The sequence below is a fragment of the Streptomyces sp. NBC_01260 genome (assembly GCF_036226405.1).
In the GTDB taxonomy this organism is placed as follows: domain Bacteria; phylum Actinomycetota; class Actinomycetes; order Streptomycetales; family Streptomycetaceae; genus Streptomyces; species Streptomyces laculatispora.
Genome location: NZ_CP108464.1, coordinates 5,222,071 through 5,236,362, shown reverse-complemented (window position 1 = coordinate 5,236,362; position 14,292 = coordinate 5,222,071). Strand labels below are relative to the sequence as shown.

The following is a 14,292-nucleotide window of genomic DNA, read 5'->3' as shown; positions in this document are numbered from 1 at the left end:
CGCCCCCGGCCCGGGAGCGGCACTTCGAGCCCGTCCGGCGATTGAGGACGGGGCGGCCACCGGACACACCCGGCAGCCGCCTCGCCCCCGCCACCGCTACGCGTGCGTACGCAACAGCGTCCGCATCGTCCGCATCGCCACCGACAGGTTCGCCAGGTCGAACGCGTCCGACCCCTGGATCTCCTCCAGCGTGGAGCGCGACCGCGTCAGGATCGCCGCGTTCTTCTCCTCCCACGCCTCGAACCGCTCCTGCGGGGTGGAGGACCCGTTGCCCACACTCAGCACGTCACCCGTGAGCGCCGCGTGAGCGGCGTACAGGTCCTCGCGGATGGACGCGCGGGCCATCGACTGCCAGCGGTCGGCCCGCGGCAGCTCGATGATCCGGTCCATCAGCTGGGTGATGGACAGCCGGTCGGCGAGGTCGTAGTACACCTCGGCGACGGACAGCGGGTCCTTGCCGGTACGGTCCGCGATCGCCACGATGTCGAGCGTCGGGAAGGCGGACGAGAATCCGGCGACGCGTTGCGCCAGCTCGTCCGGGACACCCGCCTCGGTGAGCTCGTCCAGGATCGACTGGTACCACTCCCGGTCGGCGCCCATCAGCATCTTGGGCAGCTGGGCCCAGACCTGCTCGACACCGGCCCGGAAGAAGTCGATCGTCCCGGCGATCTCCAGCGGCTGCGGCCGGTTGCCGAGCAGCCAGCGCGAACCACGCTCGACGAGCCGCCGCGAGTGCAGCCTGATCCGGGTCTGCACATCGGCGGGCACCCGGTTGTCGAGCGCCTCCACGGCGTCCCACACCCTGCCGAGCCCGAAGATCTCACGGGCCGCGACCTGCGTCCGCACGATCTCCTCGATCGAGGCCCCGGTCTCTTCCCGCAGCCGGTGCAGGAACGTCGAACCGCCGCTGTTCACCGTGTCGTTGACCAGCACCGTGGTGATGATCTCGCGGCGCAGCGCGTGCCCGTCGACCGCCTCCGGGAACTGCTCGCGCAACTGCCGCGGGAAGTAGGCGTGCAGCAGCTTCTGCAGGTACTCGTCGTCCGGCAGGCTGGTCCCGATCAGCTCCTGCGCCGCCGTGATCTTCGTGTAGGCGAGCAGCACGGCCAGCTCGGGCTGGCTGAGCCCCTTGCCGGCACTCAGCAGCTCGCGGATCTGCCGGTCGTTGGGCAGGAACTCGAGCCCCCGGTCGAGATGGCCGTCGCGGCCCAGCCGGCGCATGAAGCGCTGGTGGGCGTGGAGCAGCGAGGGCGCCTGCGCGACCGCGTTGGAGAGCGCCGTGTTCTGCGCGTAGTTGTTGCGCAGCACCAGATGACCGATCTCGTCGGTCATCTCGGCCAGCAGCTTGTTGCGCTGCTTGACGGTCATGTCGCCGTCCCGTACCAGCCCGTTGAGCAGGATCTTGATGTTCACCTCGTGGTCGGAGGTGTCCACCCCGGCGCTGTTGTCGATCGCGTCGGTGTTGATCCGGCCGCCGGTGCGGGCGAACTCGATCCGGCCCAGCTGGGTGGCGCCGAGGTTGCCGCCCTCGCCGACGACCCTGGCCCGCAGGTCCTCGCCGTTGACACGGATCGCGTCGTTGGCCTTGTCGCCGACGTCCGCGTTCGACTCCGCGGAGGACTTGATGTACGTACCGATGCCGCCGTTCCACAGCAGATCGACGCGGGCCTTGAGGATCGTCTGCATCAGGTCGGCGGGCGTCATCTTGGTGACCCCCGACTCGATGCCGAGCGCCTCGCGGATGTGCGCGTTGACCGGGATGGACTTGGCGCTGCGCGGGTGGATGCCGCCGCCCGCGGAGATCAGTTCCTTCTTGTAGTCGGCCCAGGAGCTGCGCGGCAGGTCGAAGAGGCGGCGCCGCTCGGCGTACGAGATCGTGGCGTCCGGCTTCGGGTCGATGAAGATGTGCCGGTGGTCGAAGGCCGCGACGAGCCGGATGTGCTCGGAGAGCAGCATCCCGTTGCCGAACACGTCACCCGACATGTCGCCGACGCCGACGACGGTGAAGTCCTCGGTCTGGGTGTCGTGGCCGAGCTCGCGGAAGTGCCGCTTGACGGACTCCCAGGCGCCCCGGGCGGTGATGCCCATGCCCTTGTGGTCGTAGCCGGCGGAGCCGCCCGAGGCGAAGGCGTCGCCCAGCCAGAAGCCGTACGCGACGGCGACCTCGTTGGCGATGTCGGAGAACTTCGCGGTGCCCTTGTCGGCGGCGACGACGAGGTAGGTGTCGTCCTCGTCGTGCCGGACGACGTCCTTGGGGTGCACGACCTCGCCGGTCACCATGTTGTCGGTGATGTCGAGCAGTGCCGAGATGAAGGTGCGGTACGAGGCGATGCCCTCGGCCATCCAGGCGTCACGGTCGACGGCCGGGTCGGGGAGCTGCTTGGCGACGAAGCCGCCCTTGGCGCCGACCGGCACGATGACGGTGTTCTTCACCATCTGTGCCTTGACCAGGCCGAGGATCTCGGTACGGAAGTCCTCGCGCCGGTCGGACCAGCGCAGACCACCGCGGGCGACCTTGCCGAACCGCAGGTGGACGCCCTCGACCCGAGGCGAGTAGACCCAGATCTCGAACGCCGGGCGCGGGGCCGGGAGGTCCGGGATGGACTGCGGGTCGAACTTCATCGACACGTAGTTGTGCGGCAGGCCGCTGTCCGCGCGCTGGAAGAAGTTGGTGCGCAGGGTGGCCTTGATAACGGTGAGGAAGGACCGCAGGATCCGGTCCTCGTCGAGCGAGGCGACCTGGTCCAGGGCCCCGTCGAGCTCTTCGAGGAGCCCGTCGGTCAGCTCCGTGCCCGCGCTCTGGCGCCCCGGCGACATCCGGGCCTCGAAGAGCGAGACCAGCAGCCGGGTGGTGTGGACGTTGTTCTGGAGAGTGCTCTCCATGTAGTCCTGGCTGAAGGTCGATCCGGCCTGGCGCAGGTACTTCGCGTAGGCGCGCAGCACCATCGCCTGGCGCCAGTTCAGACCGGCGCTCAGCACCAGCGCGTTGAAGCCGTCGTTCTCGGCCTCGCCGGTCCACACGGCGGCGAAGGCCTCCTGGAACCGCTCGCGGGCGTCGTCGGCCAGGTGGCTGCCGCCGCCCGTGCCCTGCGGCATCCGCAGCCCGAAGTCGTAGATCCAGGCGTGCGTACGGTCCGCACAGCGCAGTTCGTACGGGCGCTCGTCGACGACCTCGACCCCGAGGCGCTGGAGCGCCGGCAGGACGGCGGAGAGGGAGACCTGCTCGCCGGTCCGGTAGATCTTGAAGCGGCGCTCGCCGGGGGCGGCGCCGACCGGCTCGTACAGGCTGAGGGCGAAGTCCCGCTCGTGCTCCTTGAGGGCTTCGAGGTGGACCAGGTCGGCCACGGCCGCGCGCGCCGAGTGGTCGGCCTTGTAGCCCTCGGGGAACGAGTGCCCGTACTGGCGCAGCAGCTCGGCGGCGCGCTCCTCGCCGCACTCGGCGTTCAGCGCCTCCTGGAAGCCGTCGGCCCAGGAGCGGGCGGCCTCGACGAGCCGGGCCTCGATGCGGTCGGCCTCGGCGTCGGTGAGGCCGGTCAGCTCGCTGCCGGGGGCGACCCGGACGACGAAGTGCAGCCTGGAGAGGATCGACTCGGTGTTCCAGGCGGTGAAGTCGACGCTGGTGCCGTTCAGCTCCTCCTTGAGGATGTCGATCAGCCGCAGGCGTACGCCGGTGGTGTAGCGGTCGCGCGGCAGGTAGACGATCGCGGAGTAGTAGCGCCCGTACTCGTCCTGGCGCAGGTAGAGCCGGAGCCGGCGCCGCTCCTGGAGGTAGAGCACCGAGGTGACGACGGAGCGCAGCTGGTCGGGCGGCGTCTGGAACAGCTCGTCGCGCGGGTACGTCTCCAGGATCTGGAGCAGGTCGCGGCCGTCGTGGCTGTTGTACGAGAAGCCCGCGCCCTCCAGCACCTCGGCCACCTTGCGGCGGACGACGGGCACCCGGCGCACGGACTCGGTGTAGGCGGCGGACGAGAACAGTCCGAGGAAGCGGCGCTCACCGATGACATTGCCCTCGGCGTCGAACTTCTTCACGCCGACGTAGTCGAGGTAGCTGGGGCGGTGCACGGTCGCCCGGCTGTTGGCCTTGGTGAGGATGAGGAGCTTGTGCTCCCGCGCCTTGGCGCGGGCGTCGGCGGGCAGCCGGTCGAAGGAGGGGCTGACCGGGTGCGCCTCGTCCTCGCTGTGGTGCGGGTCGGAGCGCAGGATGCCGAGGCCGGTGCCGGGTACGGCGGCCAGCGCGTCGGAGTCCTTCAGCTCGTACTCGCGGTAGCCGAGGAAGGTGAAGTGGTCGGCGGCGAGCCAGCGCAGCAGCTCCCTGGCCTCGTTCACCTCGTCGTCGGCGAGGTCGTCGAGCGGCTCGCCGGGCAGGTCGTCGGCGATGCGCAGCGCCGCGTCCCGCATCTTCTCCCAGTCCTCGACGGTCTCCCGTACGTCGGAGAGCACGCGCAGCAGGTCGGCCTGGATCTGCTTGAGGTCGGCACGGTCGGACTCACGGTCGATCTCGACGTGGATCCAGGACTCGACGAGCGCGTCGTGCGGCAGCTCGGCCTTGGCGTCCTTCGCCCCCTTGGCGTTCTTGCGCCCGTTCTGCGGACCGGTCGAGATGCCGGCGCCGTCGGCGAGGACCTCGATCAGCTTGCCGGCCACATCGCGTCGGACGATGACCTGCGGGTGGATCACGACATGGATGCCACGCCCCTGGCGGGACAGCTCATTGGTGACAGAGTCCACCAGGAACGGCATGTCGTCCGTGACGACCTCGACGACGGAGTGGCTGCAGGTCCAGCCGTTCTCCTCGACGGTCGGGGTGTGCACCCGGACGTTCGCCGTGCCCTGCGGGCGGTTCTCCGCGAGCCGGTAGTGGGAGGAGGCGGCGCCGAAGACGTCGACCGGGTCCCGGCCGCCGATGTCCTCCGGAGCGGTGTGGAGGTAGTAGCGCTGGAGATAGGCGAGCAGCACGTCCTGGCGCGGACGCTCCTGCCCGGCCCCGTTGCCGTTGTCGGCCCCGGTGGCCGCAACGTGCACCCGGGGGGTACCGCCCGGGCCACCGACACCACCGCCCGGGCTGTTGTCAGCTACCTTGGCGGCCCGTGCGAGCAGCTCGGCCTTGGCTTCGTCCAGCTTGGTCTGCATGTCCTCTGGCTCCTGTCGCGCGCCGTTGCGTGACGTAGGTGAAAAAGACGACGTACCGCCACGACACGGGGTTTCCGGTCTGAGTCGACGCTATGCCGCTATGAGAGACGCCCGGGACCATATTGGCCATTTTTGGCACTCGGGCCGGGCTGAGGGGATCAGTCAGGGCCCGGGTGCTGTGGCACTCCGGGCGCAGGCCGGGGGCTTCGCTGCCCCCGAGGCGTATCGCGCTGATCACGGGGTCCAGGCTATCTCCCCCGCCCCGGTCACCGTCACGAGCCGTATGTGTACAAAAGAAAGCCACGAACTTTGACACTCTGGACAGCGCATCGTGCCGTGGTGTCGCACTCTGGTAACCGGAACAGGCCGACGAACCGTGGGGAGCCCTGCCATGGCACCGAAGATCCTGATCGTCACCGGCGACGCCGCCGAGTCCCTCGAGGTCCTCTATCCGTACCAGCGGCTGCGCGAGGAGGGGTACGAGGTCCACATCGCCGCCCCGTCCCGCAAGATGCTCCGCTTCGTGGTCCATGACTTCGAGCCCGGGTTCGACACGTACACCGAGAAGCCCGGCTACGCCTGGCCCGCCGATCTGGCCTTCACCGAGGTCGACCCGGCCGACTACGTGGCCCTGGTCGTCCCGGGCGGCCGCGCCCCCGAGTACCTCCGCAACGACGCCGGCCTGCGCAAGATCCTCACGGCGTTCTTCGACACGGACCGCCCGGTGGCCCAGATCTGCCATGGCCCGCTGATGACGGCCGCGGCCGGTGCGCTGAAGAACCGCCGTGTCACGGCCTATCCCGCGCTGGAACCGGACATGGAGTCGGCCGGGGCAGCCTTCCAGGACACCGAGGTCGTGGTGGACGGCACCCTGGTCTCGTCCCGCGCCTGGCCCGACCACTCGGCCTGGATGCGTGAATTCCTGACCGTGCTCCGCACCAAGGCCCCGGTCACCTGAGCGAGGGTGCTCCGCGCGGAGGGCCGGGTCACCTGAGCACCGGCTCCCCAGCCGGTGCGGAGCGGGCGGCGGCCGGTACCGGCCGCCGGCTGCCCTACCGGCCCAGCTGCTCGGCGAGGGCCGCCGCTTCGGCCAGGGTGTCCACGACGGGCACCCCGGCCGCCTCCAGGCTGGCCCGGCTGTGCGAACCACCCGTGTAGAGCACCGCCCGCGCGCCGACATGGGCCGCGGCCACCGCGTCGTCCACCGCGTCTCCGATGATCACCGCGTGCTCCGGGGATATCCCGTCCAGCGCCGCGAAATGCCGCTCCATGTGCTGCGCCTTGCTGCCGCCGGAGCGCCCGGTGCGGCCGTCGACGCGCACGAAGTGCCGCTCGATGCCGTATCCCCGCACCACGGGGACCAGTTCGTCGTGCCCGTACATGCTCAGCAGGGACTGGCTCCGGCCGGCCTGCTGCCACCGCGCGAGCAGTTCCGCGGCCCCCTCCGTCAGCCCGCAGCCCTCGCGCTGCTCGGTGTAGTGGCGGTGGAAGACCACGTCCATCAGATCCCACTCGGCCTCGGTGGGCAGCCGGCCCATCAGCCGTTCGTAGAAGCGGGGTATCGGGATGCAGTACATCTCCCGGTACTGGTCCAGGCTGATCGGCGCCACGCCGACCTCACCGAACGCGGCGTTCGTCGCGCCGACGACCGCGGTGTTGTCGTCGAGCAGCGTGCCGTTCCAGTCCCAGACGAGATGCGTGCGGTACTTCTCCTGCGTCCCCATGCCAAGAAAAATACCCGCCGCCACCGACAACCGGTGCTGCGGCCGCCGCCAGGGCCGCTCCGCTCCGCCGTCAGCCGATCAGGTTCGGAATCTCCTGAATGCCGAACCACAGCAGCTCGTGGTCCTCGGCGCCGTCCACGGTGAACTGCGCGTCGCCGTCACCGAGGTCCGCCGCCCCCAGCGCGGCCGCGGCCGCCGTGACGTCCTTGTCCGCCTCGTCCGAGTCGACGTGCACCGCGGCCGCCTTCGCCAGCGCCACCGCGGACGCGATCGCGACCTCACCGAGCGACGAGGCGTCCAGGATGTGGTCCGGGTCGGCGACGGCGTCCCCGTCCGGCACATCGACCGCGACGACGACGCGACGGCGGGTGGCAGCGGGGTCCCCGGCGATCATCCGCAGCGACGCGGACGCGGCCCGGCTGAGCGCCGCGTACTCCAGCTCCTCGATGTCGTCGGAGACGTACCACTCGCGCAGTGCGGGGGTCACCGCGTACGCGGTGAGCGGACCGGGGCCCAGCTCGCCCGCCCGGTGCGCCGCTGCGAGACCGGAGAGGGTCAGGGGGACGTACACGCGCATGGCTTGGCCGCTTTCGTAGTCGGAGACGCCCTCAGGATACGTGCGACGTCCCCCTTTGGGGTTACCTGTACGGGCCCCGCCCCGTCCACCCGGCGACCGCCGCTCACCCTGCCCGCCCCCGCCCCGCTCCCCTCTCCGAACCGGGTCCGCCACCCGGATAGGTGAATTCCGGGTCCGCTCCATCGGCCCCTCCGACGCTTGCGGCCGCGTCCGCCGCCCCCGTAGAAGATCCACAGCAGAAGTTACCGCCCGGTATTTGCCGGGCCTCTGAAGCACGGGGGCGATGAGCAGTGACCATGAACAGGACCCGGCCCGCCGGACGACACGACGCACGCAGGCCCGAGACCGTCCCCTCGCAACGCCTCCGGACGCCCCGGCGCGTCCGCCCCCACCAGTGGTTCGCGGAACGCCTCCTGGCCGTCCTCAGCGGCCAGCGCCCCGTCCACTGGATGCTCGGCCACACCATCGGCGAGGCCTACGACCAGCTCGCCGAACTGGCCCCCGCCACCCCGCTCAGGAGCCGCGGCGCCCGCCCGGTGATCCGCATGTGCCGCGGCGCCCAGCCGGCCCCCGGCGTGGTGGAGGCCTGCGCGAGCATCGCGGCGGGCGAACAGGTCCGGGCCATGGCCTTCCGCCTGGAACAGGGCCCCGACCTCCGCTGGCGCTGCGCCGCAGTGGAACTGGGCAGTGCCCCGGCCCGCCATCCCTGACCGAAGGAGCCCACCCCTCCCCGGTCCCGCCACCCCGGGGCCGGCCCAACCCGCCCGTCGCCACTCACAGCCGGCGCGGCTTCCCATCCGGCACCCACTACGGGGCTGTACGGCCCTCAGTGGCCCTCGCGGCCCCCTCCCGCCCAAATCCCCCTCCCCTGCCCCACCGGCCCACCCAGCCCCCGTTCCAGTCCTCCGGCGTGGGGACTCGCCGTACCGCCACCGCACGGGCCCCACCCCCGCACAACGGCCGGGGCCGGACACCCGTACGGTGTCCGGCCCCGGCCGCGATCCAGCAGTCAGCGCGCGCTACTTCTTGCGGCGCCGCCCGCCCCCGCCACTCTTCTGCGCCTTGCGCCGCTCAGCCCGGGTGAGCCCGTCGGACTCAGCACCGGCCCCGTCACTGTCGACGCTCGCGAAGTCGCCCTCGACGACCCCGCCCTCTCCGTCCACCGTGGGAGCGGAGAAGTGCAGCCGGTCGGGGCGCTGCGGGGCGTCGAGCCCCTTCGCCCGGATCTCCGGACGCGCCGCCGGAACGGCGTCCTCCTTGGACAGCGAGGTCCCCGCGTCCTGCACCGGCACCTCCTCGACCTGCTGCTCGACCTGGACCTCCAGGTTGAACAGGTAGCCGACGGACTCCTCCTTGATGCCCTCCATCATGGCGTTGAACATGTCGAAGCCCTCGCGCTGGTACTCGACCAGCGGGTCCTTCTGCGCCATGGCCCGCAGGCCGATGCCCTCCTGGAGGTAGTCCATCTCGTAGAGGTGCTCACGCCACTTGCGGTCCAGCACCGACAGCACCACGCGCCGCTCCAGCTCACGCATGATGTCGGAGCCGAGCGTCTTCTCCCGCTCGTCGTACTGCTCGTGGATGTCGTCCTTGACCGACTCGGCGATGAACTCGGCGGTGACCCCGGCGAGATCCCCGGCGGCCTCCTCCAGCTCGGCGACCGTGACCTTCACCGGGTAGAGCTGCTTGAACGCGCCCCACAGCCGGTCCAGGTCCCATTCCTCGGCGAACCCCTCCGCCGTCTCCTGGCGGATGTAGTCGTCGATCGTGTCATCCATGAAGTGGCGGATCTGGTCCTGGAGGTCCTCGCCCTCAAGCACCCGGCGCCGCTCGCCGTAGATGACCTCACGCTGCCGGTTGAGCACCTCGTCGTACTTCAGGACGTTCTTACGCGTCTCGAAGTTCTGCTGCTCGACCTGCGACTGGGCCGACGCGATCGCACGCGTGACCATCTTGTTCTCGATCGGCACATCGTCCGGCACGTTGGCCATCGACATCACGCGCTCGACCATCTGCGCCTTGAACAGACGCATCAGGTCGTCGCCCAGCGACAGGTAGAAGCGGGACTCGCCCGGGTCGCCCTGGCGGCCGGAACGACCACGCAGCTGGTTGTCGATGCGGCGCGACTCGTGCCGCTCGGTGCCCAGGACGTAGAGCCCGCCGAGGTCCTTGACCTCGTCGTGCTCGGCCTTCACCGCCTGCTCGGCCTTCTCCAGCGCCGCGGGCAGCGCGGCCGCCCACTCCTCGACGTGGTCGACCGGGTCGAGTCCGCGCTGACGCAGATCCGCCTCGGCCAGGTCGTCGGGGTTGCCGCCCAGCTTGATGTCCGTACCGCGGCCCGCCATGTTCGTCGCGACCGTGACGGCACCCTTGCGGCCGGCCTGCGCGATGATCGGCGCCTCCCGGTCGTGCTGCTTGGCGTTGAGGACCTCGTGCTGCACACCGCGCTTGGAGAGCTGCTGCGAGAGGTACTCGGACTTCTCGACCGAGGTGGTGCCGACCAGGATCGGCTGGCCCTTCTCGTGCTTCTCCGCGATGTCGTCGACGACGGCGGCGAACTTCGCGACCTCGGTGCGGTAGATCAGGTCCGACTGGTCGGCCCGGACCATCGGCCGGTTGGTCGGGATCGGCACGACACCGAGCTTGTAGATCTGGTGGAACTCGGCGGCCTCGGTCATCGCCGTACCGGTCATGCCGGAGAGCTTGCCGTAGAGGCGGAAGAAGTTCTGCAGGGTGATCGTGGCGAGGGTCTGGTTCTCGTCCTTGATGTCCACCCCTTCCTTCGCCTCGATCGCCTGGTGCATGCCCTCGTTGTAGCGGCGGCCGGCGAGGATACGGCCGGTGTGCTCGTCGACGATCATGACTTCGCCGTCGATGACGACGTAGTCCTTGTCCTTCTTGAAGAGTTCCTTGGCCTTGATGGCGTTGTTGAGGTACCCGACGAGGGGGGTGTTCACCGACTCGTAGAGGTTCTCGATGCCGAGCCAGTCCTCCACCTTCGCGACACCGGGCTCGTGGATCGCGACGGTCCGCTTCTTCTCGTCGACCTCGTAGTCGCCGGTCTCCTCGATGCCCTTGAGCGGGTTGCCCGCCTCGCCCTTGGCCAGCCGGGTGACCAGCTTGGCGAAGTCGCCGTACCACTTGGTGGCCTGGTCGGCGGGACCGGAGATGATCAGCGGGGTACGGGCCTCGTCGACCAGGATCGAGTCGACCTCGTCGACGATCGCGAAGTTGTGACCGCGCTGGACGAGCTCGTCCTGCGACCACGCCATGTTGTCGCGGAGGTAGTCGAAGCCGAACTCGTTGTTCGTGCCGTACGTGATGTCGCAGGCGTACTGCTCACGACGCTGGGCCGGAGTCATGTTGGCGATGATGCAGCCGACCTCCAGCCCGAGGAACTTGTGGACCCGGCCCATCATCTCCGAGTCGCGCTCGGCCAGATAGTCGTTGACCGTGATCAGGTGCACGCCCTTGCCGGAGAGCGCGTTGAGATACGCGGGCAGCGTGCCGACCAGGGTCTTGCCCTCGCCGGTCTTCATCTCGGCCACATAGCCGAGGTGCAGGGCTGCGCCGCCCATCATCTGAACGTCGTAATGGCGCTGTCCGAGGGCCCGCTTGGCGGCCTCACGGACGGTCGCGAATGCTTCGGGAAGCAGGTCGTCCAGGCTCTCGCCGTCCGCGTACCGTTCCTTGTACTCGTCGGTGAGCGCCCGCAGCTCGGCGTCGGAGAGGTTGACGAAGTCCTCTTCGATGGAGCTGACCTGGTCCGCGATGCGGTGCAGTTTGCGCAGGATCTTGCCTTCGCCTGCACGCATGAGCTTGTTGAAGACGGACACTGAGGCTGGTCTCCTTGCCGGTCGGGCCTGGCACTGGGTCGTGTTATGGACTCTGGCGCGGGCACGGCAGGTGGGCCCCACCGCAACGGCCATCGTAAGCGAGGACCCCGCCGCGCCGGGAGGGCTGCCACCGCGTTGAGCTCGCAGTGCCCTTCCCGATCAACGGCCCAAGGGGGCCGAAGGTGCCGGGAAGTCCGAAAAGTGCTCGCCCCGCACCCGGGCCGGTCACCAGAATCCGTACATGGAACCGATCACCCTCACCACCGACCGCCTGCTGCTGCGCCCCTTCGCCCCGGGCGACGCGGACGAGGTGCACGCCGCCTGCCAGGATCCGGACATCCAGCGCTGGACGGTCGTCCCCTCGCCGTACGGCCGCACCGACGCGGAGCTCTTCACCCGGCAGTTCTCGCCCGCCGGCTGGCAGGACGACTCCATGTACAACTTCGCCGTCGTGCTGCGCGACGGCGGGGCCCTGACCGGTGCGCTCGGCATCAACCGCCGCAACCAGCCGGGCACCTACGAGGTGGGGTTCTGGACCGCCGGGGAGCACCGCGGCCGCGGCTACATGACGGAGGCGGTCCGCCGCGCCGCCCACTGGACCTTCACCTCGCTCGGCGGGGACCGGCTGGAATGGCGGGCCGAGACCGGCAATGTCCCCTCGCGGGCGGTGGCGCTGCGGGCCGGCTTCCTCATGGAGGGCGACCAGCGCTCCGGACTGCTCAACAAGGGGGTGCGACGCGATACGTGGACCGGTGCGCTGCTCCCGTCCGACCTCGGGCTGCCGGGGACCTGCGCCTACCTTCCGGCGGTGGCCCCCGTCCGCCCGTGAGGACCGCGGAATTCCGGGCCGGACTGTCAGTGCCGCCCTCTAGGGTTCGAGTCATGACGTCTGTGCAGCCTCCCGCAGCCGAACTCTCCGCCGATCAGGCCCGCAGGATCGCCCTGCGCGCCCAGGGCTTCCTGGGCACTCCGGACCGCCGGGCCGGGGTGCCGGGCGTGCTGCGGCATCTCGGCGCCGTCCAGCTCGACACGATCTCGGTGCTCGCGCGGTCGCACGAGCTGATTCCGTACGCGCGCCTCGGCGCGGTCGGCCGGCGCCCGGTGGAGGAGGCGTACTGGTCGGGGGGCCGCGCCTTCGAGTACTGGTCGCACGCGGCGTGCATCCTGCCGGTCGAGGAGTGGCCGCACTTCGCCTTCCGCCGCCGCGCCTACCGCTCGCGCCCGCAGTGGCACCACGACCTGCCCGACGGCACGTACGACACGGTCATCAAGCAGTTGCGCACCGAGGGCCCACTGACGGCCACGGAGCTGGGCGGCGCGAAGAACGGCGGGGAGTGGTGGGACTGGTCGGCGTCGAAGGTCGCCGTCGAGCGGGCCCTGATGTACGGCGAGGTGGTGTGCACCGAGCGGCGCGGCTGGAAGCGGGTCTACGACCTCGCGGAACGGGCCCTGCCCGATGCGGTGCTCCACGACGACCTGGACGACGCGGAGTGCGTGCGGCGCCTGGTGGCGCTGGCCGGGCAGTCGCTGGGCGTGGGCACCCGCGCGGACATCGCCGACTACCACCGGCTCAGGGGCGAGCAGTTCGACGCGGTGGTCGCGGACTCCGGCCTGGTGCCGGTGACGGTGCAGGGCTGGGCGAAGCCGGCCTGGGCGGATCCGGCGGCACTGGCCTCGGAGCCGCGCGGCCGGCACCGTACGACGCTGCTGTCGCCGTTCGACTCACTCGTCTGGGAGCGGGCGCGCACCGAGCGGATCTTCGCCTTCACCCACCGGCTGGAGGCCTACGTCCCCAAGCCCAAGCGGATCCACGGCTACTTCGCGATGCCCCTGCTGGCGGGCGGCAGACTGCAGGGCCGGGTCGACCCGGCGCGTGAGGGCACGACGCTGGTCGCCCGGCAGGTGTCCCTGGCGGGCCCGAAGGCCGTGCCGCCGATGGCGCAGGCTCTGGTCGAGGCGGCGTCGTGGGTCGGCTGCACCGAGGTCCGGCTGGAGCGGGTGGACGCACCGGAACTGCGCGGGCCGCTCACGCGGGAAATAGCCCGCGTCCTGGCGTGACCACGCCTTCCCGGGGCTTTACCCGGCCGCGTCACCTGATCTCGAGGATCTTCTCCCGCATGGCGTAGACCACGGCTTCCATCCGGGAGTGCAGCTGGAGCTTCTCCAGAATGTTGCGGACGTGGTTCTTCACGGTGTTCTCGGAAATGAAGAGTTCCTTCGCGATATCGCGATTGTTCATGCCCGTAGCAACCAGTTTGAGGACTTCGAGCTCACGTTCGGTGAGCCGGGGCGCCGGCACCAGCCGGCGCTCGTCGGTCCGCTGGATCATCGATTTGAACTCGGTGAGCAGTTTCGACGCCATGGACGGACTGATCTGGGACTGCCCGTCGGCGACCGCACGGATCGCGGTGGCGACCTCGTCCGTGGAGATCTCCTTGAGGAGATAGCCGGTGGCGCCCGCCTTGATGGCGTCGTAGAGGTCGGCCTCCTCGTCGCTGATCGTCAGCATGATGATCTTCGCGCTGGGGGCCACCTCCTTGATGGAGGTACAGGCCTCGATACCACCGCGTTTGGGCATCCGTACATCCATCAGCACGATGTCGGGCAGCAGATCGGCCGCCTTGTCGACCGCCTCCGCCCCGTCCCCTGCCTCGCCGACGACCTGGATGTCCTCCTCCTGCGCGAGGACGATCTCCAGTCCTCTGCGGAAGAGGGCGTGGTCGTCGACCACGAGGACCCGGATCGGTTCCTTGTGGGAACCGCTGTCCTCGTCCGTTCCGGTGTGGGCACCGGAAGCAGAGTCGGCATCATTCGCATCGCGCACGGGCCCGAAGGTGTCCGCCATCGTTCCTCCCCCTGAAGGCCATGGCCTGAAGTTCACAAACTGTCCGCCAACGGCAGTTCACAGAGCACCGATTGGCTTGGGCCGCCATGATTTCATGCCTGGACGTCAGAGCGGTGATCCAGTGGTCGCACGCGGGTGCCCCTGGGGGCGCACACGGCGCTCCAGGGGCACCACGGAGGG

Annotated in this window: 9 protein-coding genes; 4 read left to right on the top strand and 5 right to left on the bottom strand. The window is 70.0% G+C overall.

Annotated elements, in window-relative coordinates:
- Nucleotides 1-96: 96 nt before the first annotated feature.
- The gene (locus tag OG322_RS23245; protein WP_123471429.1) at nucleotides 97-5,130 is read right to left on the bottom strand and encodes an NAD-glutamate dehydrogenase; all 5,034 of its coding nucleotides are present in this window, start codon (nucleotides 5,128-5,130) and stop codon (nucleotides 97-99) included.
- 391 nt (nucleotides 5,131-5,521) lie between these two features.
- On the opposite strand from OG322_RS23245, the gene OG322_RS23240 reads away from it, so the two are divergent.
- Nucleotides 5,522-6,088, top strand: a complete 567-nt coding sequence (locus OG322_RS23240) for a DJ-1/PfpI family protein (RefSeq protein WP_123471430.1) — start codon at nucleotides 5,522-5,524, stop codon at nucleotides 6,086-6,088.
- Between the two features lie 94 nt (nucleotides 6,089-6,182).
- Here the strand turns inward: OG322_RS23240 and OG322_RS23235 are convergent, their stop codons facing one another.
- Together OG322_RS23235 and OG322_RS23230 are read right to left on the bottom strand one after the other, a co-directional pair.
- Nucleotides 6,183-6,854, bottom strand: coding sequence for an HAD family hydrolase (locus tag OG322_RS23235; protein ID WP_123471431.1), 672 nt, complete (start codon nucleotides 6,852-6,854; stop codon nucleotides 6,183-6,185).
- 70 nt (nucleotides 6,855-6,924) lie between these two features.
- Nucleotides 6,925-7,431, bottom strand: coding sequence for a DUF6912 family protein (locus OG322_RS23230; RefSeq protein ID WP_123471432.1), 507 nt, complete (start codon nucleotides 7,429-7,431; stop codon nucleotides 6,925-6,927).
- Between the two features lie 290 nt (nucleotides 7,432-7,721).
- Here OG322_RS23230 and OG322_RS23225 point away from each other — a divergent pair, with 290 nt between their 5' ends.
- Nucleotides 7,722-8,141 (top strand): Rv3235 family protein, encoded by a 420-nt coding sequence (locus OG322_RS23225; protein ID WP_123471433.1) that lies wholly within the window; start codon nucleotides 7,722-7,724, stop codon nucleotides 8,139-8,141.
- Nucleotides 8,142-8,450: 309 nt separating this feature from the next.
- On the opposite strand, the gene secA is transcribed toward OG322_RS23225, so the two are convergent.
- A complete protein-coding gene (secA, locus tag OG322_RS23220) occupies nucleotides 8,451-11,267 on the bottom strand; it encodes a preprotein translocase subunit SecA (protein WP_329306871.1) in 2,817 nt (938 codons plus the stop codon).
- 241 nt (nucleotides 11,268-11,508) lie between these two features.
- On the opposite strand from secA, the gene OG322_RS23215 reads away from it, so the two are divergent.
- Nucleotides 11,509-12,096, top strand: coding sequence for a GNAT family N-acetyltransferase (locus tag OG322_RS23215; protein ID WP_123471435.1), 588 nt, complete (start codon nucleotides 11,509-11,511; stop codon nucleotides 12,094-12,096).
- A gap of 53 nt (nucleotides 12,097-12,149) precedes the next feature.
- Nucleotides 12,150-13,325, top strand: a complete 1,176-nt coding sequence (locus OG322_RS23210) for a winged helix-turn-helix domain-containing protein (RefSeq protein ID WP_124284151.1) — start codon at nucleotides 12,150-12,152, stop codon at nucleotides 13,323-13,325.
- A 31-nt stretch (nucleotides 13,326-13,356) separates the two neighbouring features.
- Here OG322_RS23210 and OG322_RS23205 read toward each other — a convergent pair whose 3' ends face one another.
- Nucleotides 13,357-14,112 (bottom strand): response regulator, encoded by a 756-nt coding sequence (locus OG322_RS23205; RefSeq protein WP_123471437.1) that lies wholly within the window; start codon nucleotides 14,110-14,112, stop codon nucleotides 13,357-13,359.
- Nucleotides 14,113-14,292 lie beyond the last annotated feature (180 nt).

Coding starts and splice junctions, on each gene's coding strand:
- OG322_RS23230 (WP_123471432.1), bottom strand. CDS start 7,431: ATGCGCGTGTACGTCCCCCTGACCCTCTCCGGTCTCGCAGCGGCGCAC.
- OG322_RS23240 (WP_123471430.1), top strand. CDS start 5,522: ATGGCACCGAAGATCCTGATCGTCACCGGCGACGCCGCCGAGTCCCTC.
- OG322_RS23215 (WP_123471435.1), top strand. CDS start 11,509: ATGGAACCGATCACCCTCACCACCGACCGCCTGCTGCTGCGCCCCTTC.
- OG322_RS23210 (WP_124284151.1), top strand. CDS start 12,150: ATGACGTCTGTGCAGCCTCCCGCAGCCGAACTCTCCGCCGATCAGGCC.
- OG322_RS23205 (WP_123471437.1), bottom strand. CDS start 14,112: ATGGCGGACACCTTCGGGCCCGTGCGCGATGCGAATGATGCCGACTCT.
- OG322_RS23235 (WP_123471431.1), bottom strand. CDS start 6,854: ATGGGGACGCAGGAGAAGTACCGCACGCATCTCGTCTGGGACTGGAAC.
- OG322_RS23245 (WP_123471429.1), bottom strand. CDS start 5,130: ATGCAGACCAAGCTGGACGAAGCCAAGGCCGAGCTGCTCGCACGGGCC.